The sequence below is a fragment of the Paraburkholderia sp. SEWSISQ10-3 4 genome (assembly GCF_030464785.1).
GTDB lineage: Bacteria > Pseudomonadota > Gammaproteobacteria > Burkholderiales > Burkholderiaceae > Paraburkholderia > Paraburkholderia aspalathi.
Map to the genome: position 1 here is coordinate 638,419 of NZ_JALPRI010000001.1, position 23,103 is coordinate 661,521.

The window sequence follows — 23,103 nt, forward strand, 5'->3', positions numbered from 1 at the left end:
TCGTGAGTCCCTTAGACCGGAAATCGATTTCCGAATAGCGCGGTGTCCGCGTCTGGCTGAAGCATGACGCCTCAGCATGGGGCGCGCCGCTAGTCATCGGCCGCCTCGTCTTCCTCCATTGTGTCGATCGTGTCGTCATCCTCGGAACGCGTCAGGACAAACTCAGCAATCGCATCCCAGTGCCGCAACGCCTTGACGCGATCACCGTCCATTACAAACTCGAACGTCGTCTCCGGGCTCAGGTAACTGCGGAACTGCAGGTCTTTGAACGGCACCAGAACTTCAGTAGGCCCGTTTGGAAAGCGCAGAGTGAGCTTCTGTTCACGGTTCAGTCGCACCGCGGCTTTGATCCCAATCGCCGTTACGTAGGTGCCCGTGATTTTGTCGATGACGGACTGGGGCACCGTATCGGGTGTCCGCTTGAATATCGCCTCGGCCTGATCAAGCCACAGCACCGCCCGGTCGATGTCACCCAGCGAACTCGTCTGGAACAGGACGGACCATGCGCCGTCGACTTCGTCATCGGGGGTGTCGAAACGGTCGTAATGGAAATGGTTCAGCGGAAGACAGGTCTGGCGGAATGCCAACTGCAACTGATTATTCTCGAGCGAGATCGTCAATGGCCCATACGCCGGGTGTTCGTATCGACCGACATAGCCGGCCAGATCATGCGACGGGCATGTATTCGGTACGGGGTTCGGCACAACCCTTTGGCGAGCTTCCCTAAGGCTGTTCCTCGCCCGCCTGGTGAAATCGAAAAGCCGCTGAGTCCAGTCCGTTGGCGGCAGACCCAGCAGACGGTCATAGATTTCGTAGCCCACGGCGTTGCGCAGGATCGCGCAATGGTCGCCGATAACAAAGACGTTTACGCCGATCTTCTCGTTCGGCAAATACGAAACTTGCGAATGGAACGCGCGAAGATCTCCACCGTGACTTGCCAACAGGTGCCCTCTGTACGACGCCGTTTGTCGACCCATGCCATAGATGCCATTCAGTTCCGGCGTGAATCCCAGAACTTCATTCATCACGTCAGGAAGTGCAACGCCTGGTGCCAGCGTTGCCTTGAGAATACGCTCGGGAATCACCTGCTTGCCGGCCACCCGGCCTTTATTCATCAGCATCAGTAACCAGCGGGACATGTCATCCATTGTGGCGACAATGCTGCCGGCGGGGCTCGACTCGTCGGCGTCCATGTACGGCGGCTGCCACAGTTCATCGCTGTCGCGCTTCTCCAGAAACGGCACCGCAGGTTCTGCTCGCGTGAGCATGTCGGCTATGGTGAATGCCGTGTCAGTCATGCCAAGCGGCGTAAGTATCTCGTCCCGCACGAAGTGGTCCCAGCGCTTCCCGCTCAACAATTCTATGATGTGGCCAACCGCCTCATACATCATGTTGTTGTAGATGAATTTCGAGCGCAGCGGCGCAGTCGGCTTCATGAAACGAATTCGCTCGAACAATTCCGCCAGCGAGAGGCGTGCCTCGTACCAGATCATGTCGTGCCGCGGTACGCCCGTCCGATGACTCAGCATATCGCGCAGCGTGACGGCCTCGTCGAGCGCCTTGTCATAAAAGCGCAGGCTGGGGACGAATTCGCGGATCGGCCGATCAAAACTGAGCAGGCCGCGATCGACGAGGAGGCCCGCCGCCACAGCCGTAAACAACTTCGTATTCGATGCAATTGGGAACCACGTTGCCGCGGTGTACGGCAGCTTGCTGGCATGGTCGCGATACCCATAGCCCTTCGAGAGCACGACCTCGTCGTCCTTGGCAATGCTTACGCCGATGCCCGGCACGTTCCAGTCGCTTATCAATTTCTCCATGAAACCGTCAAAATCACCCAGTTCTCTCAGCATCGAATTTGTCCTTTAACGGCAAGTTGATCGTCGGAAAACGTTTATTGCGGCTTTCTAAGGCATTCGGGATGAAACCGATGGAGATCGTAAAGCAGAAAGGGGAAGTAAAGCAGAGTTGCCTGACACATGACTTTCATATGTCAAAGCAGGCGGGCAGTCACTCAAATTGTTGAACTGGTAGGTCGTTCGGAGGATGACGCGCCGTTCATTTCAGAGTTTTTTAGCGCTTTAGATGCGTTCGGCATAACCCCGATGCCGCTCGGCAGGTGGTTTCGTCAAGCCCTTTCACATCCTGTGAGCTGATGAAGTCTGAGCGGTTGATTTCTTTCAGCGCGGCCACCGTTTGCGAGAGACGATGGCGAAGCTCACGGCGATCGCGCCCGTCTGGACCTGGCGATCGTCTGCCGAAGATACCCCGGCGAAGCGAGGGCGACGCGGGCCGCGCTTCCTACCAATCAAAGGATCCTGCGCAGGTTCAGGATCGCTGGCGTGCTCGTCAACCGATACCGCTATGCGTCCCAGCTGGTGTGGATGACACTTGGGGCTCGTTGAGGCCATGGGTAATCTCGTGTGAAAGGACATACCCGTATTGAACAACTCGATCATCGATTAGTAAAATGAATGATTTGATCGATACGATAACGAACCAGAATGGAACTCAAACTGCTGAGGACGTTTTTGTCGGTCGTCGAACTGCGTCATTTCGGGCGGGCGGCGGACGCTCTGCACATGAGTCAGCCGGCGTTGAGCAAACAGGTCGGCGCGCTAGAGGCTAGCCTAGGCGCGAAGCTGTTCGAGCGGGGTCGACATGGCGCGGAGCTGACGCGGTTCGGGGAAATTTTCCTGCCCGATGCGCAAGCGCTCGTCCACGATGCGGACGAGATTCTCGCGCGTGCGCGGGAGGCCGGCAGCGGCAGGCGTGGGCATTTGCGGATCGGCATTTGTTTGTCCGTGCTGACGATCGCGCCGCAAATCATTGCCGACTTCCGTCAGCAGTATCCGGGCATTGCCGTCGCGTTGAGCGACCTGTCTTCCGCTGAGCAGACGCGCCGCCTTCTGGCGGGGAAGCTGGATGTGGGCTTTATGCGGGCACCCTCGGTCGACGGCCTCTCATCGCTTCGTGTGATGGAGGAGACACTGGCGCTGGCGTTGCCCCCACGTCTTGAGCACGTGCGTATTCCGTCCGATTTTGGCAAGCTAAATGAAATAGGTTTTCTGGCCTTGCGGCGTGCGCGCGGACCTGGCCTCGCTGCTCAAGTCGAAAGCTGGTGTCGCGAACAGGGCTTCGTACCAAACGTGACGCAACAGGCTGATGATGTGCAGTCTGTCCTGGCATCTGTCGCTGCTGGAGTCGGCGTCGCGTTCGTTCCCTCGCGTGCGCAACATCTTCTTCGGGACGCTACCGTCCTGCCACTTCGCGGAAAACACGCGAAGTGGCGTGTAGGACTTGTGTGGGCGGATGCGCAGAAAAATCCGGTTACGTCACGGTTTGTCTCGTTTGTGCGCGCTGCGCTGAAAGGCGTCTGATTCTTCTTTTCGGCGACAACTTACCTGAGGGACGAGTCGTAGTCGGCGTGCCAACGATTCGGACGCACCACGCTACTACTCGCCCGCCCTTCTTGATCGCCTAGTGTTGCGCGACGACCGGTTGCTGATCCGTGTCGGTTCTTAACGCTGCGGCAGTTTTCTCTGCCGGGCTTTGGCGTTGCGGCTCATTTGCGGTGGCCATCGGTTCGCCTGCTCGCTGCGCCACCTCTTCCGCAAGCAGGTTCGCTGCGTGGCGTGCTGTGATGCGACTTTGCGGAACGCCCTTCGCATCGAGCGCAATCACCTTGTACAACTCGCGGTCGCATTCGAGTTCCTGCTGATATTGCTCAGCCTTGTCCACCAGCAATTCAAGAAGCGTCTGACGACGCCTTCTTTCCTCCAGCGTGATGGAAGGATTCCTACATATCTAGGACGCAAGTGTGATCAAGGTATCGAGTTGAGCCAGGTGCCGGTCGCATAAATCGAAGGCCGACAGGGCAAGCTTTTCGTATTGGATTGCGTCGACAGCCGGACGTGATGCGGGTTGATTTTTGCTGGGCTTGCTCATGGTGACGATCTCCCTGTTACTTCTTGGATCGCCCGACACTCGCTTGGGAAGGGGGTGAGCGGGCACGTAGCAGGTTAGCAGACCGGGTCGAAAACAAACCGGCGAGCCTTGCGGCTCCCCACCACGGCCCGCCCATAGAAATATAGACGTGCAGAGGTAGACGCACGACCCGCCTGAGCGGGTGTGCGGTTTTCGACTACAGGCTGCTAAACCCGGCCGCCGGGTGTTTCCCAACGACCTGGCAATTATAAATCAGGTGGCGTGGAATGCCTTCAACCTTGTAGGCCAAATGTTTGATTTTGGCCAAACGGATAAGGGATGCTAGGACGAAGGGGCGTGTGTTTGGCCGGTGCTTCGATTCGCCGCACGAATACCCGATCCCAACTTCAGCGAATGCGCATTTTCGATCCGCTTGAGTCACTCAGAATTCGCTTCCCGCTGTCCGTTTTCGCAGCGGCATGAGACTTCCGCCGAAGACTCATCGGCTCCGCGCAGCGTCACAGGGACTTTGGGAACAACGTCCACCGCATGGGAGGTGAGTTCTGCTTCGACAGGTTCGATGATCGCAACGAGACCAGTCTCCAATCTGACATGGCGTTCGAACAAGGCGAGAAGTTCAGGGCGCAGTCCGTCGCCGCGTTGTGCTGCAAGAGCGTGAAGCGAGAGAAAGGGCAACATGGTCAAACTCCAGTCGATGAAAGACAGGCGAGCGCGATGACGATGAAAGAATTGACATGTCGGACGCCTGCGAGATCAGTGTGGTTCGGACGCGCCGCGCGTCGTCCGCCGACCTCGGCAATGCGGGATCGAATGCTCAAACTAGCGCAGCAGACCGGTACGGGCACTCCGTTTCTTGCTGTTCAATTGAGATGAAGGTCTTCGAGTATTGCAGCAAGAAACGGGGGGCCGCTGACCGCTCGCGCCAATATTGTTCAGGCAGAGAGGAGCGATCGTGCATCTCTCTTTCAACCGCAGTCAATGAGGAATTCACCATGTCCAAGGAAGATGACAACAAGGCCATCGTAGGCCGCTGGTTCACCGATTTCTGGGGCAAGACCTGCAACCTCGAAGTCGTCGACGAGCTTGCCGCTCCCGACATGCTTCTGCGCTACTCGCTGCACGAGCCGCGCCGTGGACGCGAGGACATCAAGGCATTCATGAGCGATTTCCGCGAAGCATTCCCGGATCTCAACTTCTGGGGTGCCGCCGATCTCATCGCCGAGGGGGACTACGTAGTCGGTCGTTGGGAAGGTGGCGGCACACATACCGGTCCGGCATTCAGCGATTTCCTCGTTGGATCGTTGCCGGCTGCGACCGGACGGAAAATGCGCTTCACTGGCACGACTGTGCTCCAGCTAAAAGACGGCAGGATCATTGAAGAAATCGGCCTGGACGACGGCGTGACCGCTCTGCAGCAACTCGGACTCATCAAAACAGCGTGATCGAAGGCACGATGCGTCCGATATGTTTGCGTGACGCCATGTGCATCTAACGCTACAACGGGTCGGGTGTACCCCTGCTCGTTGTAGCCCGTGACGCCAACCGTGAAGGTCAAGCCTGTGGCCAGCAACAGTTATTCGAAGCGGCAGCGTCGGCCGTCGTTTCCTGGCCGGTTGCTGCCTGACGCGGTCGGCTCACTTCGACCCAAAACGGCCGGTCAACTCTATCGACAGCGGACACTCATTGGATGGCTGCACACGCACGTTCGGCGGCACTGACGGTTTGGGCGATAAGCGTTGAAATTGTCATCGGCCCCACACCTCCCGGAACCGGCGTCACCGCTGCGCATCGGCCCATCAGATCATCGGGATGGATGTCGCCTATGCCGCCGGGATGGTAGCCGGCATCGATAACAATTGCTCCGTCGCTGATCCAGTTGCTACGAATGAAGTTCGGCTTTCCTACTGCGCCGACGATGATTTCGGCACGTCGAATTTCCGCTTCAAGATTTGATGTCTTCGAATGGCATAGAGTGACCGTCGCGTTCGCATTCGATAGCATAAGCGCCATCGGTTTTCCAAGAATGGGACTGCGCCCCACGACCACGGCCCGCTTGCCAGAGACATCGATCTTGTAATGAGCCAGCAAGCGCATGATTCCGGCGGGCGTTGCGGACCCGAAGGCGGGTTCGCCTAACGCCATCAAACCAAAGCCGTGGCTGGTGACGCCATCAACATCCTTGGAGATGGATATTCTGTCGAAGCACCGGCGTTCGTTCACATGTGCCGGCACCGGGTGCTGAAGCAGAATGCCATGCACCGTCTTGTCAGCGTTGAGCTTGTCAATCGCGGAAAGCACGTCATCCGTCGCCGCGCTCGCAGGCAACTTGATCACAATCGAGTCCATACCAACTCTCCGGCATGCACTGCCCTTCATGCTGACGTACGTCGCTGACGAAGGATCATTTCCTACAAGGATCGTAGCCAGTATGGGTGTCTGGCCGCCATTTCTTGCCTTGAGGGCCGCAACGTGTTCGGATAGTTTCCGCTCGTGCAACGCCGCTACTGCTTTACCGTCGAGAAGTGTGCTCATGCGTTTCCCCCTTGCATGACCAATCTGGAACCGGCATGGCTCAAATACTGAACAGGGCAAAGCGGGAGTGAATGGGAGCGCGATTGATTAAGCGCGAGCCGCGTGGACAGAGAAGGGATTTTGGCAATGATCATGGGCAGTCTCAAAGAGATTAATCAAGATGCCCAGGCGAACGGCGTTCGACCGTCTACGCTTCCCGATGGTGACCCATCTATTGCTCGCCAGTTAGGTAGACACGTTATTTTAGTCGGCTTTTTTGTGGCTACGCAAGGTCAGTCGCAGAAAGCAAAGACATGGATTGCCAACGATTCAGGTGTCTGCGTCGCTTGGCCGTTTCTGGCCGACCGTCGCCCAACGCGACAGGCTGCGCCTGCGCCTGAGCTTGGGCGGCCCTTTGGTGTCCTCTGAGTGGAATCTACACTGTAGGCGTTACACGCTAATTTGTTTGGCCGATAACGCCGTCTCTATGACCGTGCCGCCTTTGCAATAGGTTTGATACGCGGTCGATCCCGTTCGCCACGAAACCACGGTGTTGATCGATGTGCCCACGTACATAACGGCCGCAAAGTCATCGATGGCAATCGAAGATGGGATCGACCGGGTTTGTTGTGCTGCATGTAACGTCTCGCGTCTCTTCGAATCGCTGCTGTAATGAACGGCACAGCCACCAGGCAGTAATCCCAGACAGTCGAGCGGACGATACGCTGAGCCCCAGAACGAATCGGTGAGCCCGGCCTCGAACCAGCACATTGCGCCTGCACTCATGCCCGCGAGCAGCACACCGCTCCCCCACGCCTCTTTCAAAACCGTATCAAGCCCCCACTCGCGCCAGACGGCAAGTGCAGACTTGGTGTTACCGCCACCGACAAAAATGGCGTCCTGCTCAAGTAGCCTTGCACGGAAGTCGGAGACAAGAATCGACCTCGCGTCGGGTTGCCGAAAGAATGCAAGATGAGACGTTTCACAACCCAAATCACCGTACGCGGCGTGGAACTTGTCGAGATGCGCGGGCAAGTCACCGCTGGGCGTGGCCAGATAGCAGATACGCGGTCGCGCCTTTCCTGTGAGACCAGTGATATGCCTGTCGATGGGCGATGGCGTGTCCTCCATCATGAAGCCTCCGCCGCCTACTGCAAGGATACGTTGCATGGATGCCCCCGGCGTTGATCGTGGGTTGTCGCGCGAACTGGAAGCCGCTTGGTTTCGCGATTGTCGACGATTTGGGGGGCCGAGTCGACCGTCTGAAAGTGGCCGGACTGAGCCCTCCGGCACCCGACTCAGATCGACCCGTACCGGTCTCTCGACATACCCAAAAGCGGCCATTGGTCCGTACATCACCAATTACTCGCCCTATGCATTCGACCGTTTCGTTTGGATCCGCGATTGTGGCCTCGCAGTCGCGTGCATCGCATCCTCACGCGCGTTGTGGGCCTTGGCAATCCACTGTCCGCGCTGCTTTAGATGGAATTGGCGGCTAGCGAGCACGTCGATTGCAGCCACTCATGCAGGAACCCGAAGATCCCAAGAGAGGGCGACACGCTTGGTAACGCGTCTGTGGACACCCGCTCAGAGCGGATCATCTCTTCCGCTGCGGGCCGTTCGAAACACGTCTGCGCTTGCGTGCGCAGCGGCCCCGAATCATCTTCGACAGCGTCAATCAATCCGTGAGGGCGAGTAGCAGCTTGAACCACAGGATCATATTCCAAGCCCAAAAAAGCAGCGACTGACGGGTTTGCTATTGCTCCCGAAGTGGTTACCGCCAAAGCAATAAGTACGCATACTTTCCGCATTGGAGCCTTATGGTTGCCGTATGGCTAGATCCTTCAAACTTCCCCGTCGTCGTCGACGTATCGCCGTAGATTGCTGACGATTTAGCTATGCGCGCCGACGGTCCCTTCATGGCCGCAAGCTGACAGCTAGGCTATGGAGGCTACCGCCCGTCGTGTTCGTCTGCCTCGCCGTCGCGGAGTATCCGCAGCATGGCGTTTGCTGATTGTTGCCCTTCACGACAATCACTTAACGAAGGAAGCAATTCGGGTGAGGTCGAAGAAGCGGCCGCGCCCGCCGCCGTATTGGCAGGCTGATCGCCGTTACTCAGCGATTGAAAAGCGCGCCGGGCGGCGTTGCGGCGATTTGGTGGTCCGCTCAACGCGCGGGCTGGCGCCACGGATGAAGAGGATCGCGCAGATTGCTACCATCGTCCAGATGCTGAGAATTACGGTCAAGGCACTCATTTCAGTCTTCGGAAGTTCGACACTGCGATTAGTTCTGTCTGGCCTGACGGCCAATCAATGTGTCGTAGGTTAGTCGGTACCTTTGAGCAATAGCTCATCGATCAGGCACGTGGTCAGTGCCAGCTGCTTTTCGAGCGATACGCGCGCTACTTCCGCACCCACCGTGTCGCCACGTGCGACGGCGTTGTGAGTCTGCGTCGCTAGGCGCAACACGGACTCCGACGCGAGGTGCAGGCCGCGCATCATGCCCGCGTCGGAGTAGGCGAAGGACCGTTCCAATCGGACATAGATACGTCCGGCAGGCCAACTTCGAACTGGTAACTTTTGTCGTGGCGGAAAGACATCTCAGGCTCCCTGCGCGATTGGCACGATGTCAGTGTGCGCCGACGATGGGGAGTCCAATCCGTTAAAAAGAAGCCAATTTTGGAGTTAATCCGTCGCCCCGCATAGGGAGCCAGGAGTTCGGCCTTATGGAAAGCTTCGCATAAGACCGATGAAGGGGCGTTGAAGCAGGCAAGCGCGATCGTCAGTCCCAATACATCCACGTCGTCCACCGCCCTCTTACGCCCGCCTGCCGTGCTGGGTTCCCCGACGCACCACAACCAGGGCAATACCTCCGAGGATTGCTGCCGAGGCCAACACGATTCGGATGGTCACGCTCTCTCCAAGAAATACGACTGCGCCAAGCGTCGCGATGACCGGCACGCTCAACTGCACCGTGGCCGCATTGCCGGCTTTCAGACCGGGCAACGCCGTGTACCAGATGGCGTAGCCAATGCCGGAGGCCACCGCGCCGGAACCCGTTGCGTACCAGAAACCGGCGCAATCAATCGAAGCGTGGGCGGACATGGCGGCGCTGAGCGCAGCGGCGAGTGGAACTGCTCGCAGGAAGTTGCCGGCCGTCACCGCGGTGGGATTTCCTGCGCCCTTGCCGCGCAGCGAATAGATGCCCCAAGCGACGCCGGCGCCGAGCATAAGGACAGCGCCTCCGAGCGGTGGCGCCGAGAGGCCGGGAAGCAGCAGCCCGGCAAGGCCTGCCAACGCGCATGTCAATCCGATCCATTGCTGACTTTCGAAGCGTTCACCCTTTCGGATGCCGTAGCCGATCATGGTCGTTTGCACAGCGCCGAACAGAAGTAGGGCTCCAGTGGACGCCGGCAGGCTCAGGTATGCGAACGAGAAGGCGGCAGCATAGGCGAACAGCGCCAGCGCCGACAGCCAGTTTCCGGCGCCGCTCACCCTGCAGCCCCGGAGCCGCACTATCAGCGAGAGCGAGAGGGCGCCCGACGCGATACGGATCGACGTAAAGGTCGCTGCATCGATCCCGGTGCCTTTGAGGGCTAGCCGGCATAGCAATGAATTCGCTGCAAACGCGACCATTGCAAGCAGCGTCAGCACAGTGACACGCACGGGTGACACGGAAATCCCCCAAAAAACCTGAATCTTCCGCCAGTATCCGGCCATTGCGCTGCCAGTACGAGCGATGATGGTGGCGGAGCGATCCACATCGACGGTTGGAGCGACTGATTGTGTTTAGAAAGGCGGCACTAAATGCGCGTTGATCGACCAGCGGTCATTGATGGGCGTCAGTGACCAGTCGTCTCTGGCCCGAACGCGGCCTTTTGCAATCGGCTCATGCCGACCCAAAGGAACGCAATCCACCCGAAGCCGTACATCTGTTTAAAACGCGCTGGTCCCCGGGGCGACAGAAATCCGCTTTTGACCAATACATCAGGGGGTGGATTTCGCCCTGTACGTTAGCTATGCTGAACAACACCAGCTCACCCACCGTGGCACCTGGCCCTTCACCACACGTCCGCTCTGGGAGTAGTTTATGCAAAGCACACCAAACGCGGGTCGGCAGGAATCAGGCGCTAACGGCGCGTCCCAGCCCGAACTCACGCCTGAGCGATTACTCCAACTGGGCATGGGATTCTGGGCGTCCAAGACATTGCTTTCCGCTGTCGAACTCGGCGTGTTCACGCGCCTGGCGAGCGGTCCTCACAACGCGGCGGAACTCACTGAAGCGCTCGGACTGCATCCGAGATCGGTTCTCGATTTCCTCGACGCGCTGGTCGCATTGAATTTGCTGGAACGTGAAAACGGGACCTACCGCAATACGCCGGACTCTGACCTGTTTCTCGACATGGCCAAGCCAAGCTATGTGGGTGGACTACTGGAAATGGCCAACGCCCGGCTATATCCATTCTGGGGCTCGCTGACCGAAGCGCTTCGCACCGGACAGCCACAGAACGAGGCGAAACAGGGTGGTAACCTCTTCGACTCGATTTATCACGACGAACACACGCTGCGAAGTTTCCTGCGAGCGATGAGCGGGGTCAGTCTGGGTGCAGCCAAGGCGATTGCGCAAAAATTCCCCTGGCAGAATTACGGCACCTTCATCGACATCGGCACGGCACAAGGTGCCTTACCCGTGCAGGTCGCGCTCGCCCATCCCCACCTACGCGGCGGTGGCTTCGATCTGCCGGTGGTGGGCCCCGTGTTTGACGAGTACGTGACGTCGCACGGCCTGCAGGAGCGACTCCTTTTTCATCCGGGCGACTTTTTCAAGGATTCCTGCCCCTCGGCCGACGTGCTCGTTATGGGACACATCCTCCATGACTGGGACCTTGAACAGAAGCTAGTACTCCTGGCGAAGTGCTACGCGGCACTGCCTCCTGGAGGTTGCCTGATCGTCTACGATGCGGTGATTGACGATGACCGCAGGCGGAATGCCTTCGGCCTTCTGATGAGCCTGAACATGCTTATTGAGACGTCCGGTGGCTTCGACTATACCGGCGCGCAGTGCTGCACATGGATGAAGGAAGTCGGCTTCACGCAGATACGTGTCGAGCCTCTTGCCGGCCCGGACTCGATGGTGATAGGAATCAGATAGAAGCGGGGCGGCAGCCCCTCAGCATCCTCCGCTGCGGACGTCGACGCCACGCTGTCAACGAGCCATTGCGCGCATTCCGTGACCGTCCGCAACGGCCGGCGAGTGTAGTTGTCGAACGAAGGTCGGCTTGCCGGACGGGAAGCCGACGTTTGAATGTCCATCCGAGAGCGCCGGCCAGCGGCCGTAGATGGCCGAACTCAGCCGGATGATGAGAGACTCAGTTCGACCCCGAGCAACTCTCTCCGAGCGACTCGAACATGCCCGCTTCAGTGGCGATAACAGCCCCATGTTCACCGCAAGGCCAATGTTGCCAACCGATAAAGCAGCCCGCCAAACCACACGCCATATCGTCGCGGTTACCTGCAACTTCTCGTTGACTATGTCGACGCCCAAGGATGCGATGGATCAATCAGCCACGAAGTGCACGTGGACTGAAGCGGACCTGCTGGCCGGCGCGGCGTGCAGCATCTATCAGGGCCATGCTGGCGGGCGAGTCTGAGCGAGGAAACGCGTAGAAACGTGCAACCGGCAACTTGGGTAATCCTTGTTCGCGACCCAATACGCACAGGCCTTCCACTCGCTGACTTTCGGCGATGACCGTAACAGCAAAACCCGAGCGCGCCGCCGACAGGCAGCCCGCCATGCTGCTGCTCTCGAACACCAACCGCCACGCCCGGCCCGCCTTGTTCAGTGCTGTAATCGCAGACTCCCGATAGATGCATGGATCGGGAAAGACGGCCAGCGGCAGCGGCTGGTCAGGATCCAGTGGTTGATCCTCCGAGAACACCCAGATTAGCGGCTCTTCCCACAGCAGTTCGCCGCCTTTTTCGACGCGGTTGCATTGCTTGCCGAACACAAGATCCAGACGACCGCGCTCTTGCTGGCGCAATAGATCGGCCGTGACGCCGACTTTCAGATCGATCGTCGCCTCAGGGTGCCATTGGCGAAAACGCTGCAATACTTTGGGCAGCCACGTTCCCGCAAAGTCTTCCGATGCACCGACCCGCAGCAGCCCGCGCAACGGCGCGCCGCGCAGTTTCGCGCGGACCTCGCGCTCCAGATCCAGGATATTGCGGCCGTAGGCGTACAAGGTGTCGCCGCCCTGCGTCAACTCAAGGCGGCGAGTCGTGCGTGTCAGCAGGCCAACCCCGACGATCAGCTCCAGACGCTTGATATGTCCGCTTACGGCCGACGGCGTCAGCGCCAGACGCTCGGCGGCCATGGCAAAGCTGCCGCTGTCCACGACTTCGAGAAAGGTGCGCAGCAACACGGTATCGAGCGGAACACCGTCGGCGGCAGTCAGAATGTCCATCAAATCATTCGACACGAAAAATTATCAATGGTGAATGATTATTCAGCAATCGACACGATAAGTCGAGCTATCGTGGCACATCCCTGATTGCACGAGGAACACCATGCACACCTATCGCCACGCCGCTACTGAGCGGCTCGACATCGCTTATCTCGAATGGAACCCACAGGGGCCGCGCACAGCAGTGTTGGTGCATGGCTGGCCGGACAGCCCGCAGTGCTGGAAGAGCGTAGCGCCGATACTGGCCAGCTCGGGTTACCGTGTGCTCGCGCCGGCGCTGCGAGGCTTCGCGCCCACCCGGTTCCTCGATACGGCCACGCCTCGAAGCGGCCAGTTGTCCGCGCTGGGCCGCGATCTGCTGGATTTCCTGGACGTGCTGGGTGTGGAGCGGCCGGTTTTAGTCGGTCATGATTGGGGCGCACGCGCGGTCGCAAATGCTTGCGGCTTGCGAGACGGCGTGGCTTCACATCTGGCGATGCTATCTGTGGGATACGGTACCAACGCCCCGGACCAGTTGTTGACCCTGCAGCAGGCGCGCAATTACTGGTACCACTGGTTTATGGCCACGCCGCGCGGCGCGCGTGTAGTGCGGGACGAACGTAAGGCCTTCGCCCGACAGATGTGGGACACCTGGGCACCGGCCGGCTGGTATGCGGAGGCCGACTTCGACGAGGCAGCGCAGGCATTCGAGGGCGACGATTGGGCCGAGATCGTGCTCCATTCTTACCGTCACCGTTGGGGTTTTGTCGACGGCGATCCGGCCTATGCCGAGGACGAGACACGTCTGAATCCCGCGCCGGGGCTATCGGTTGCAACGCTCGTGCTGCACGGAGGGGCGGACACCTGCAACCATCCCGATAGTTCCAAGGGACGGGAGGCTTTCTTCCTCGGGCGCTATGAGCGAAAGGTGCTCGATGGAGTGGGACACTTCCCGCAGCGCGAAGCGCCGCAGGAAGTTGCCGATGCCATTCTGCAGTTCTGTCGATAGGAGACGGCGAACGTCCGCATGCAATCTGCTGAGAGGACATTCGCGGCGATTGCGGCACTCGAGGTCTGGATTCAGGACGCGACCTATCACGCGAAAAGTCTCACGAAATCAGCCGGGTAAGTTCGTCGTGGAGTTCCTTTGAGAGCGACACGCCGTGCTCGATGCTACGCTGTCGCGCATCGAATCGTCGCTGGGAGGGCAGACGTGCGCCCTGACCCACGATTCCTTCAAACAGAGTTTCAGCGCGCTGCAGGTTGTCTGTAGGAGCAGCGCCAGCGAAGACCGCAGGGTCGAACGCGATGACAATTTCACCATGACAAGGGGCCGCTCCTACGCCTTCGTCAAAAGCCAGCGACTCCGGGCTGAGCATATCGCTGATCAACGGCCCAGCCAGCAATTCAACCATCGCTGAAAGCGCGGAACCCTTATAGCCTCCGAATGTAAGCATGGCCCCCCTCAATGCTTTATCGGGGTCGTCGGTAGCTTGACCGTTTTCGTCGATCGCCCAATCGCTCGGAATCCTGGAGCCGGACCGCTTGTGCAGTTCGATGTCGCCACGGGCGATTCTGCTTGTAGCCATGTCGAACACAAACGGAAAGGCGCCTGGGCGTGGCCAGGCAAACGCGATCGGGTTGGTTCCAAAGAGCGGCTTGTTTCCGCCAGCAGGTGCTACACAGCTATGGGTAGGCGTCATGGCCAGTGCGGCTACGCCTTCAGCAGCGATAGCCTCGACCTCCGGCCACAAAGCGCTGAAGTGAAAGCAGTTGTTGATTGCCAGAGCGGCGATACCCGATTTTTTCGCCTTTTCAACGAGTACCCGACTCCCCAATTCAAACGCAAGCGGAGAGAATCCGAACCGCGCGTCGACCTTAACAAGCGAAGGCGAGACATCGTTTATCTGCGGTTCAGCATCAGCATTGATTTTGCCCAACTTCAGTGTTTTTACGCACCCAATAAGGCGCCATACACCGTGTGAGTGGCAATCGTCCCGCTGGCCCGCAACGAGCACCTTCGCCATCGCGTCCGACTGACGGGCACTTAGACCATTGGATGCCAATACGTCAAAGGCCAACTTGTGCAAGTGATCAAGTGAAAGAACTATTTCTGCCATATCTTCTGAAGTCCGTCTCTCAATAGTAGCCGCGCGGCCATGCGCGTTCGATTTGTATCCAGAGTCTGGTGATGATCGGCGGGGACATCGCCGCGGCGATCGCTTTGTCGACGATGGTGGAGTGTTCGCGGCCAGCTAATTGATCAAGCCGGCTCTACTTGGGCGCAATATCTCGCCGCACCCGCTTGATATGCTGCTCCACGTAGAACCCTGCTGCGTCAGCATCACCGCTCACGATCGACTCGTAAATAAGCCGATGCTCGGACGCATACAGACGTATCCGTAAGGGATCGAAGATTCCGTCGTCTTTGAGCCTTTTCCACAACGGTTGATCCATTGTTTTCGCTACTTCGTCTGCGATCTTGACGAGCAAAGCGTCACCGGTCATTACCGCTAGTTGGCGGTGGAACATTCTGTCGCTGTTGTTCCAAAGTGCGCGCTGCTCAGGATTGTCAATGTCCTGGATCGTCTCCATCTCCGCAAGGTATTGCTCAGCGAGGCGGTCGCGCTTGCCTCGTGCGGCGGCTCGTCGTGCGATTGCCGGTTCGAGGATGAATCGCGTTTCGAGCGTTCCCGTTGGACTAAAATCTGGTTCCGCGTTCTGAGCGCCATGATTGCCGTCGTCATTAAGTAAACGCTCAGAGGCCGCAGAGGACACGTAGGTACCAGAATTCCGTTTCGTCACAACGAGGCCTTCATTCTGAAGAGCCCCTATTGCCTCTCGAACAGCAGGTCGGCCGACACCATAGAGCGCCGCAAGTTCGCGTTCCGATGGCAGGCGGGACTCGGCCGCGAACCGTCCCGTGCGGATTTCCTCCTTGATCTTCTCTTCGACCTGCTCATAAATCTGCAGTGGTCTGAAATTCGATTCGAGATCCTGCCGTGTCGTACCCATCTCACTTCCTTTCATTTCCTGACGCCCGATGCGAGGGAGTTCACCTGTCATTGACGGATAATTATCATACGTCGTGGCGACATGATGCCACCTCCTGATGCGGCCACGCGCGAAGTGTTCCCCGTGGCTCACACAAGGCAAAAAGCGCGGCGGCATCCCATTTCAGAATGCGCCGCGAAGGCACCAAGGAGATGGGCCAAAGGATGTCACGTCAGTGCGGCAGTTGCCGTCGAAGTGAGCCTGGAATCTGCCCTCTCTACCGCACCAGGAACCCGTAGGTCAAAGGATCGCGCTCGTCGATCAACCACGTCCCGTAGCCACAGATAAACGCATTCCCTTCGATCTCTGGAATCACTGCGTCGAATTCACCGCATTTCGTCTCACCAAGCACGCGGCCCCTGAAGATCGTTCCGATGATCGACTCGTTCACGAGCGTTCCATCCGAGGGTAGCTTGCCACGCTGGTAGAGCTGAGCGACGCGTCCTGCCGTGCCGGACCCTGTTGGCGATCGGTCAACCTCGCGATCGGCGAAGATACAGCAGTTCGCCTGAGTCGATCCCGGATGACGGGGCGTATTCGAAATGATCGTGCCGTAGAGCCCTCTGATTTCCGGAATCTCTGGATGAACGATGTCAAACGCTGCGTTGGTTGCCTGTGTGATCTCGTCGCCGAACTGCTTCAGTCGATCAACGTTGCTTTCGCCTACCGCCATATCGTACTGCGCGCCGTCGACGTAGAAATAGAACGCGCCTCCGTAAGCGATGTCTCCGGACACGGGGCCGAACGTTGGCGTATTGACGGTGACGTCCTTTTTCCAGACGAACGACGGCACGTTCACAAAACGCACATTCCCTGCATTTTCGCCGTCCCACTGGACGAAAGCTTCGAGGAATCCGCAAGGCGCGTCGATGCCGACGCGCGTTTCCGGCGACGTGCGCTCAATCCACCCCAATTCAACCGCTGCGGTGGCCAGCGCAATCGTCCCGTGGCCGCAATGGGGACTGTAGTCTTTATTCTGCGTAAAGATGATGCCGAAGTCCGCGCCTTCGGTTACCGGCTCAGTGAGGAAGCCTCCGTACATATCGGCATGGCCCCGAGGCTCCAGCATCATGGCGCTCCGCAACTCATCCGCATGCTTCTGGATCCACTCCCGCCGCTCCACGATGGTTTTCCCCGCGAGACGCGGGAAACCATTAGTGATGATGCGAAACGGCTCTCCACCGGTGTGCATTTCGATCGTGTTAAGTGTCCTGGTAATTCGCATAGATACTCCGTCTTGCTTACTATTTTCGTTGAGACCTTAGTTGCCGTAAGTTACGACAGCGCCGTCCTTGAATGTGTACACGGTCGTCGCCGAGCTTTTCAGATCATGATGTACGTCGAACGAGTACTCGCCGGCCACGCCGGTGTAAGTGGACTTGGCGAGTTGCGCACCAATTTTGGCGCGGTCGGATGTCGTGCCAGCCTTCACCATCGCGTCGGCCAACAGCTTCATGCCGTCGTAATAGCTCACGCCGTACACCTGCGTATCGACGTTGAAGGTTGTCTTGTACTTTTTCAGGAACGCGCTACCTGCCGGCGTCTTGTCCAGCGAGACCCCACCTTGTGAACAATACGCATTCGTCGCTGCGGGACCTGCGATTTTGGCCATATCAGACGTACAGATTCCGTCGCCGCCCAGCAGCTTCGCCCGCAATCCGAGCTGACGCATCTGTTTGACTAGCGGGCCGCTTTGCGACGCGTAACCACCATAGAAGATGACGTCGGGATTCGTCGCCTTGATCTGGGAGAGGACGCCCTTGAAATCGACGGCCTGACCATTCGTGTATTGCTGGTCGATAATCTTCAGCCCGCGTGCCTTGGCCACGCTCATGAACTCCTCAGCCACGCCCTGTCCGTAGGCCGACCGGTCGTCCATGACTGCCGCTGTTTTCGCTTTAAGCTTATCGATGGCGAAATTAGCCATCGCTCCGCCGAGTTGCCCGTCACTAGCGCCGATACGAAATACCTCGTTGAAACCTTGAAGAGTCAGCGCCGGGTTCGACGCAACCGAAAGCATCGGGATGCCGGCGTTCTGGTAGAGCCGCGAGGCTGGGATTGCGACTCCAGAATTGTATGGACCAAGAACGGCAGCCACCTTGGCGTCGACCAGTTTTTGCGCGACCTGCACGCCAATCCGGGGATCCGCCTGGTCATCTTGCGATACCAATTTGAATGTTATGTTTTTACCGGCGATCGTCGTCCCGGCGCTATTTAGCTCGTCAACCGCCATGCGTGCACCATTTTCGTTGTCTTTCCCTTCTGACGCTTGGGGACCGGTCAACGGCCCAGAAACCCCAACAAGAACAACCTCTTGAGCGCTCGCACTACCTAAGGCGAGAAGTGCAGCAACCGCCATTACCGAAGAGACAAATTTTTTCATCGCACACCCCAGTGGTTAAAGTACACTGGATTCGATAGTGACCACTTTTGGTTCTATTTGCAACCATTGCAAAATAAAATCTCACAGGGGGTTTCCCTGGGCGTAGGTGGTCGCAGAACAGCGTCTGGGATCACCACCAAGAATGATTGATCATTTGACTATGACTACTTCAGACTCCCAAATTCCCGCGATCATCGGCTATGTAACCCCGTGGAGCGCACACGCTGGTCAGGAACTGGCGTTCAAAATCAGTTCGCGCGGCGATCGCGCTTTTACGGCAACGGTTGAGCGCATAGATTGTTGTGACCCAAACCCTGACGGGCCCGGGATGAAACTGGTCCCGATTGATGTCCAGTTGGAAAGCACCTACCCAGGAGAGGAGCAGCCAGTGTTTCCCGGCTCCTGCGCCTACGGCCCAATGCCGGTTCTGGAGGGCATTCAGCACGTCAAGCTTGACCTGACGGTTCAGCCCACACTTGAGGACGCCACCCTTCAGACATTGGTCGCTCTCCAGAACCATGATGGGACGCATGGTGTAGCGATTGCTCTCAATCGCGGCGAACTCGTTTTCCAGAGCCTCGCAGCAGGGGAACAGATCACAACTGGCTTAGCCGTCGCCGCCGATTTATGGACAAACTTGCAGATATCCATCGACCGTGACGGGCATGTTCAAGCAATCAGCTCAGGCACGAACGCGCGCGAAGAGGTGTTCAGGAACGTGGCAGACTTTGAAGTACCGTTCTCTGCTGCCGCGTTCGAAGGTTCGACGGTGTGCTTTGCGGCGATCTGGAGAGGACACCCGGAGCATGCCTTCAACGGCTTCATCGAAAGCCCGGCATTGCGTGCGCCCGGCAGCGATGCACGCGGCGATCAGCGCGAGGACAACGTGTTGGCACATTGGGACTTCACGCCAACGCTCGTCCACACGAATGTACCGAACAGGCTTGATAGCGACGCCCCGTTGACGCTTGTGAACGCTCCAATGAGGGCAGTTCGGTCGTCAGGGTGGACCGGACATGAGCTGGACTGGAAGCATGCGCCAGAGGAATACGCCGCGATTCGATTCCACGCCGACGACCTGTCGGACTGTGGCTGGCAAACGTCCATACATCTAAAAATTCCGGCCGACATGGCATCGGGTGTCTATGGACTGCGCGTGGACAATGGCGAAGGCGTCGATACGATCCCGTTTTACGTCACGGTTGCGTCGGGAGGGGAGCACGCGCGCATTGCGTACCTTGCGCCCACACTGACTTACCTGGCCTACGCCAACAACGCCCGTGGAAATTTTTCGGGGGCGCTTGCTGCTCGCGTTGAAGCATGGGGGGCGTATCCGCACAATTCGGACGTCGTCACTTCATTCGGCACATCAACGTACAACTATCACAGCGATGGTTCGGGCATAAGCCTCTCCTCCCGCTTGCGCCCGGTTCTCACCATGCGTCCAGGCTATCTGACGTTCATTGACGAGCATGGCTCGGGTCTGCGCCACTTTTCCGCGGACTCTCATCTGACCAACTGGTTAAGGGAAAAGGGATTTGAATTTGACGTCGTTACCGACGAGGATCTTGATGAGCAAGGCGTCGACGCGTTGAAGCACTACGACGTTGTCCTGACCGGATCGCACCCGGAATACCATACACGCCGAATGCTGGACGCGCTTCTGGCCTATCGGTCTGCGGGCGGAAGCCTGATGTATCTTGGTGGAAACGGTTTCTACTGGAAAATCGGGCGCACCGTATCAGCGCCACATCTGCTTGAGATTCGTCGAGCCGAGGCGGGCATGCGGGTATGGGAAAGTCAGCCCGGTGAGTACTACAACCAGTTGGATGGCGAGTATGGGGGGATGTGGCGTCGAAACGGGTTGCCGCCGCAAAAAGTTGCGGGAATCGGGTTTACAGCGGAGGGAGACTTTCGGGGCACATTCTATCGGCGCACGCCGGCCTCGTTTACCACCGAACATGCCTGGCTGTTCGCGGGGGTTAAAGCAGGAGCAGGAGAGCCACTTGGAAACTTCGGGTTGTCGGGCGGCGGCGCTGCAGGCTTCGAAATTGACCAAACTGCTGCCGATCTCGGCACGCCCGCCTACGTGACAGTGGTCGCGTACTCCGACAATCACGACGCCAGTTTCGTGACCGTTCCCGAGGAGCTACTCTTCAATCGAATGGTCGGCAAACCGAGAGTGCATAGCGGCATTCGAGCCCACATGATCTGCGGCTTCAGCCCGAGCGGTGGCGGACTATTCGCAGTCGGCTCAATCTCCTTTCTCGGAAGTCTTTACTACGCCGGTTATGACAACGACATTTCAAAAATTGTCGAAAACTGTTTGCGCCGCTTTCTAGCCGTCTCCCTCACCTCCAACTCGAGCAAGTTGCCCGTATAGGAAGTGTGCTCGGAGGCGAGATCATCAATGAAGGTCATTCCGTAACGCGGGCGTGCACAAGGTCTGGGGATCATCGATTCATAGACAGCGCGCAATCGGAAATAGGCATTACACGCCCGCAACGGCTGTTGCGCGCCGAGCGCCAGACATCCTGGCGTCGGTCACGAAGGTCACTAAATGGCCGACGGCCGTCTTATGCCCGACGGACGAGAGCAGGATCAATTGAGATCCGGCGCTGCTTGAATCAGAGTCCTTGCCACGTAAAGGACTCTCCCGATTGAACGTCGACGCCTATCGGGCCGGCCTGGGAGTGGTGACTGAACACGATCGCGCGTGAGTGTGCCCCAGACAACCTTAAGAACGTAAGAATTGCATCGCGCTGCTGCTTGCCACGATAAGGAGAAATCTTCATCTTCTGTTCGTCTGATCGCACGATTACCACGTCGTTATGCTTAACAAGTCTCTCGATTTCATCGAATCTGAACGATGCCACGTTGACCCTCCATTAGCTGCAATCAGCCACATGAATGATCGCTATATCGGTCACCGCTCCAATCAGCTTGAGCAGCCGAAAGTTGCCGTAATGATGTTCTCCGGAGGAATATTCGGACGATCGCGATGGCTTTCTCGCGTCCGCGATACCGGGACGCGGGTGATCCGCAGACCGAGGTTGAAATCCTGATCAAGGTTGCAAGCTACGGCAGCCATACTAGATCGAATTATTCTCGGGGTCGTCGCTCCCCAACTTCCCGATTCTCCGTCACGACTCGGCGAACGGCTTCCAAAAAGTCGGGGCGCGCCTCGGGGTCAGGGACTTCGATCAGCTTACGCGGAGCCTTGGCTTGGGGCTTCAGTGTCACACCGTAAAGTTTTTGCGGCGCAGTCATAGTTCGTCTCCGGCTTCGATCACAGCTAATTCGGACGGCAGGCTCGATCTTGCTTCTGGTTTCCGAAAATCAGGCTTTCGGAACTTTACTGAGTTGGGAACTGTGGACTCCGTGCGTCGTACGTCTCCAGGCTTCGTCGGCACGTTGCTGGGCTGATTTGACGGTATATGCGACCCCTTGCTTGCCCTTCGGACCTGGCGAAAACGCCGAAGTCAGACCGGAAAATGTCCGGCGGACGGTCTTGGTGACCATGGCGCACTCCGCGTTTGTGTCGGAGTTACAAGTCTAGGTCTTTACGTGCAACCCGCGATACTGTACGTTTACACAGTACTTTGGCGAGCCCACCATCGGCGCGAGACGACGTCTCGAGCGAAACGGCGCCCGTACGATCACTCCGCGCCAGGTGACTCAGCGCCAATCCACTACGCCCTTAAGAGAGTGCTAATGGAAATCAGAGAAGCGCGCCGGATTATCCGCAGCCTTTGGCATCGGCAACGAGTGCCAAGGCGCACCGGAGTCGCTGGAGCGAGTCCAGTACGAACAGGATGCGTTCGTCCGTCAGGAGGATTGAAATGACAGATGACCTGCGGCGACAACTCTGCGAAGTTGAGCAAGCCTTGGTGGCACTTGAGGGCGTGATTGCAGTGCGACGGGAGTACATCTCGCTGCTTCAGCGTTTGGGAACTCGTGACAAGGAGCTAGCGTCTCTCGACGCGCTTATAACTGCCTGGTCACGTCTGCAGTCGCAGCGAGACCGCCTCGCCGCGGCTATCGCCAACGGGGCGCAATGATAGCGGTGGAGAATGAGGCGATCTACCGACGTTTGTGGAAGAGTTCGCGCCCCGCGTAGACGGCAGAAAACAGGCCGACGATGACGGCTGCTACGGCCAACGATTCATCTTGTCGTCCAGAGGGGGCCGACAACGTCGCATGAAACCAGAGGCCCATTCCGATTGCCGTCATGAACATGCCAAAGACAAGCCCCCACACCGGCCCCGCCGTATCGGGGCTTCCTAATCTATGAGACATTTTCATCGCTATACTCCCCGTCCCGCACCGACATTTGCTGATTGCCGCAGCCTGCGAGTTCCGCATTGGCAAGATTTTACGGTAGCGTACGCGATCAAAAAGACGTCATCAACAAGCTAAATAATGATTGAGGTCTTTCAAAGTCTTGCGATCAAACGGACAGACATCCATATTAGCCGCCGCCCAAGGCCTCGGATTGGAGTCGACCGTTATCGTTCGGATACCTACTGATTAAATTCGCAAGCCACATTACGCTGGGCTTTGACCGGTTCAGGTGAAATGCGAATGAAGACCATGGCGCTTCGACCGCCGCTCCGTCGTGCTACTCGATGTATTGGTGCCGGATGACGCGCAGGCAAAGCATCTGGAGGCGTATAGCGCGGTGCCGCTATTCAGCAGTGGCATAAATCAGATGTTTGTAGCGATCGGCAAATCAGCGAAAAGAGGCCAGAAAAAAGGCCTGTTC

General features: G+C 58.0%; 16 protein-coding genes, 2 pseudogenes and 1 riboswitch. Of the genes and pseudogenes, 6 read left to right on the forward strand and 12 right to left on the reverse strand.

The window, feature by feature from the left end; translation table 11 throughout:
* Positions 1-89: 89 nt before the first annotated feature.
* Positions 90-1,853 (reverse strand): serine hydrolase, encoded by a 1,764-nt coding sequence (locus M0D68_RS02900; RefSeq protein WP_266223727.1) that lies wholly within the window; start codon positions 1,851-1,853, stop codon positions 90-92.
* Between the two features lie 651 nt (positions 1,854-2,504).
* Here M0D68_RS02900 and M0D68_RS02905 point away from each other — a divergent pair.
* The gene (locus tag M0D68_RS02905; RefSeq protein ID WP_266223728.1) at positions 2,505-3,380 is read left to right on the forward strand and encodes a LysR family transcriptional regulator; all 876 of its coding nucleotides are present in this window, start codon (positions 2,505-2,507) and stop codon (positions 3,378-3,380) included.
* A gap of 100 nt (positions 3,381-3,480) precedes the next feature.
* Here the strand turns inward: M0D68_RS02905 and M0D68_RS02910 are convergent.
* Positions 3,481-3,948 (reverse strand): annotated as a pseudogene (locus M0D68_RS02910) (hypothetical protein).
* Between the two features lie 417 nt (positions 3,949-4,365).
* Positions 4,366-4,626 carry a hypothetical protein gene (locus M0D68_RS02915; protein ID WP_266223729.1) on the reverse strand — a complete coding sequence of 87 codons (261 nt, stop codon included), beginning with the start codon at positions 4,624-4,626 and terminating at the stop codon, positions 4,366-4,368.
* Between the two features lie 314 nt (positions 4,627-4,940).
* Between M0D68_RS02915 and M0D68_RS02920 the strand changes: the two genes are divergently transcribed.
* Positions 4,941-5,390 carry an ester cyclase gene (locus tag M0D68_RS02920; RefSeq protein WP_200621746.1) on the forward strand — a complete coding sequence of 150 codons (450 nt, stop codon included), beginning with the start codon at positions 4,941-4,943 and terminating at the stop codon, positions 5,388-5,390.
* A 238-nt stretch (positions 5,391-5,628) separates the two neighbouring features.
* Here M0D68_RS02920 and M0D68_RS02925 read toward each other — a convergent pair whose 3' ends face one another.
* From M0D68_RS02925 to M0D68_RS02940, 4 genes and pseudogenes are all read right to left on the reverse strand, one after another.
* Positions 5,629-6,480: a tetrahydrofolate dehydrogenase/cyclohydrolase catalytic domain-containing protein gene (locus tag M0D68_RS02925; protein ID WP_093636635.1), complete on the reverse strand. Its 852-nt coding sequence runs from the start codon at positions 6,478-6,480 to the stop codon at positions 5,629-5,631.
* A gap of 155 nt (positions 6,481-6,635) precedes the next feature.
* Positions 6,636-6,719: riboswitch (ZMP/ZTP riboswitch) on the reverse strand.
* A 190-nt stretch (positions 6,720-6,909) separates the two neighbouring features.
* Positions 6,910-7,629, reverse strand: a complete 720-nt coding sequence (locus M0D68_RS02930; protein ID WP_093636632.1) for a peptidase E — start codon at positions 7,627-7,629, stop codon at positions 6,910-6,912.
* Positions 7,630-8,783: 1,154 nt separating this feature from the next.
* A pseudogene (locus M0D68_RS02935) lies at positions 8,784-9,058 on the reverse strand (hypothetical protein).
* Between the two features lie 217 nt (positions 9,059-9,275).
* Positions 9,276-10,133: a DMT family transporter gene (locus M0D68_RS02940; protein WP_266223730.1), complete on the reverse strand. Its 858-nt coding sequence runs from the start codon at positions 10,131-10,133 to the stop codon at positions 9,276-9,278.
* Between the two features lie 415 nt (positions 10,134-10,548).
* On the opposite strand from M0D68_RS02940, the gene M0D68_RS02945 reads away from it, so the two are divergent.
* Positions 10,549-11,610: a methyltransferase gene (locus M0D68_RS02945; protein ID WP_093634088.1), complete on the forward strand. Its 1,062-nt coding sequence runs from the start codon at positions 10,549-10,551 to the stop codon at positions 11,608-11,610.
* Between the two features lie 409 nt (positions 11,611-12,019).
* Here M0D68_RS02945 and M0D68_RS02950 read toward each other — a convergent pair whose 3' ends face one another.
* A complete protein-coding gene (locus M0D68_RS02950) occupies positions 12,020-12,922 on the reverse strand; it encodes a LysR substrate-binding domain-containing protein (protein WP_200652924.1) in 903 nt (300 codons plus the stop codon).
* A 103-nt stretch (positions 12,923-13,025) separates the two neighbouring features.
* Between M0D68_RS02950 and M0D68_RS02955 the strand changes: the two genes are divergently transcribed.
* Positions 13,026-13,910 (forward strand): alpha/beta fold hydrolase, encoded by an 885-nt coding sequence (locus M0D68_RS02955; RefSeq protein WP_200652925.1) that lies wholly within the window; start codon positions 13,026-13,028, stop codon positions 13,908-13,910.
* A 100-nt stretch (positions 13,911-14,010) separates the two neighbouring features.
* Here M0D68_RS02955 and M0D68_RS02960 read toward each other — a convergent pair whose 3' ends face one another.
* The 4 genes from M0D68_RS02960 to M0D68_RS02975 all read right to left on the reverse strand — a co-directional run bounded on the left by M0D68_RS02960 (position 14,011) and on the right by M0D68_RS02975 (position 18,338).
* Complete coding sequence (locus tag M0D68_RS02960; protein WP_266223731.1) at positions 14,011-15,021, reverse strand: Ldh family oxidoreductase; 1,011 nt, start codon at positions 15,019-15,021, stop codon at positions 14,011-14,013.
* A gap of 154 nt (positions 15,022-15,175) precedes the next feature.
* Positions 15,176-15,916, reverse strand: coding sequence for a FadR/GntR family transcriptional regulator (locus M0D68_RS02965; protein ID WP_093634092.1), 741 nt, complete (start codon positions 15,914-15,916; stop codon positions 15,176-15,178).
* Positions 15,917-16,172: 256 nt separating this feature from the next.
* The gene (gene lhpH / locus M0D68_RS02970; RefSeq protein ID WP_200621739.1) at positions 16,173-17,180 is read right to left on the reverse strand and encodes a trans-3-hydroxy-L-proline dehydratase; all 1,008 of its coding nucleotides are present in this window, start codon (positions 17,178-17,180) and stop codon (positions 16,173-16,175) included.
* A gap of 36 nt (positions 17,181-17,216) precedes the next feature.
* The gene (locus tag M0D68_RS02975; RefSeq protein ID WP_093634094.1) at positions 17,217-18,338 is read right to left on the reverse strand and encodes a branched-chain amino acid ABC transporter substrate-binding protein; all 1,122 of its coding nucleotides are present in this window, start codon (positions 18,336-18,338) and stop codon (positions 17,217-17,219) included.
* A gap of 160 nt (positions 18,339-18,498) precedes the next feature.
* On the opposite strand from M0D68_RS02975, the gene M0D68_RS02980 reads away from it, so the two are divergent.
* Together M0D68_RS02980 and M0D68_RS02985 are read left to right on the forward strand one after the other, a co-directional pair.
* Positions 18,499-20,721: a N,N-dimethylformamidase beta subunit family domain-containing protein gene (locus M0D68_RS02980; RefSeq protein WP_266223732.1), complete on the forward strand. Its 2,223-nt coding sequence runs from the start codon at positions 18,499-18,501 to the stop codon at positions 20,719-20,721.
* 1,459 nt (positions 20,722-22,180) lie between these two features.
* A complete protein-coding gene (locus M0D68_RS02985) occupies positions 22,181-22,399 on the forward strand; it encodes a hypothetical protein (RefSeq protein WP_200652976.1) in 219 nt (72 codons plus the stop codon).
* Positions 22,400-23,103 lie beyond the last annotated feature (704 nt).

Coding starts and splice junctions, on each gene's coding strand:
- M0D68_RS02920 (WP_200621746.1), top strand. CDS start 4,941: ATGTCCAAGGAAGATGACAACAAGGCCATCGTAGGCCGCTGGTTCACC.
- M0D68_RS02925 (WP_093636635.1), bottom strand. CDS start 6,480: ATGAGCACACTTCTCGACGGTAAAGCAGTAGCGGCGTTGCACGAGCGG.
- M0D68_RS02965 (WP_093634092.1), bottom strand. CDS start 15,916: ATGGGTACGACACGGCAGGATCTCGAATCGAATTTCAGACCACTGCAG.
- M0D68_RS02985 (WP_200652976.1), top strand. CDS start 22,181: ATGACAGATGACCTGCGGCGACAACTCTGCGAAGTTGAGCAAGCCTTG.
- M0D68_RS02955 (WP_200652925.1), top strand. CDS start 13,026: ATGCACACCTATCGCCACGCCGCTACTGAGCGGCTCGACATCGCTTAT.
- M0D68_RS02950 (WP_200652924.1), bottom strand. CDS start 12,922: ATGGACATTCTGACTGCCGCCGACGGTGTTCCGCTCGATACCGTGTTG.
- M0D68_RS02930 (WP_093636632.1), bottom strand. CDS start 7,629: ATGCAACGTATCCTTGCAGTAGGCGGCGGAGGCTTCATGATGGAGGAC.
- M0D68_RS02900 (WP_266223727.1), bottom strand. CDS start 1,853: ATGCTGAGAGAACTGGGTGATTTTGACGGTTTCATGGAGAAATTGATA.
- M0D68_RS02945 (WP_093634088.1), top strand. CDS start 10,549: ATGCAAAGCACACCAAACGCGGGTCGGCAGGAATCAGGCGCTAACGGC.
- M0D68_RS02980 (WP_266223732.1), top strand. CDS start 18,499: ATGACTACTTCAGACTCCCAAATTCCCGCGATCATCGGCTATGTAACC.
- M0D68_RS02905 (WP_266223728.1), top strand. CDS start 2,505: ATGGAACTCAAACTGCTGAGGACGTTTTTGTCGGTCGTCGAACTGCGT.
- M0D68_RS02960 (WP_266223731.1), bottom strand. CDS start 15,021: ATGGCAGAAATAGTTCTTTCACTTGATCACTTGCACAAGTTGGCCTTT.
- M0D68_RS02915 (WP_266223729.1), bottom strand. CDS start 4,626: ATGTTGCCCTTTCTCTCGCTTCACGCTCTTGCAGCACAACGCGGCGAC.
- M0D68_RS02975 (WP_093634094.1), bottom strand. CDS start 18,338: ATGAAAAAATTTGTCTCTTCGGTAATGGCGGTTGCTGCACTTCTCGCC.
- lhpH (WP_200621739.1), bottom strand. CDS start 17,180: ATGCGAATTACCAGGACACTTAACACGATCGAAATGCACACCGGTGGA.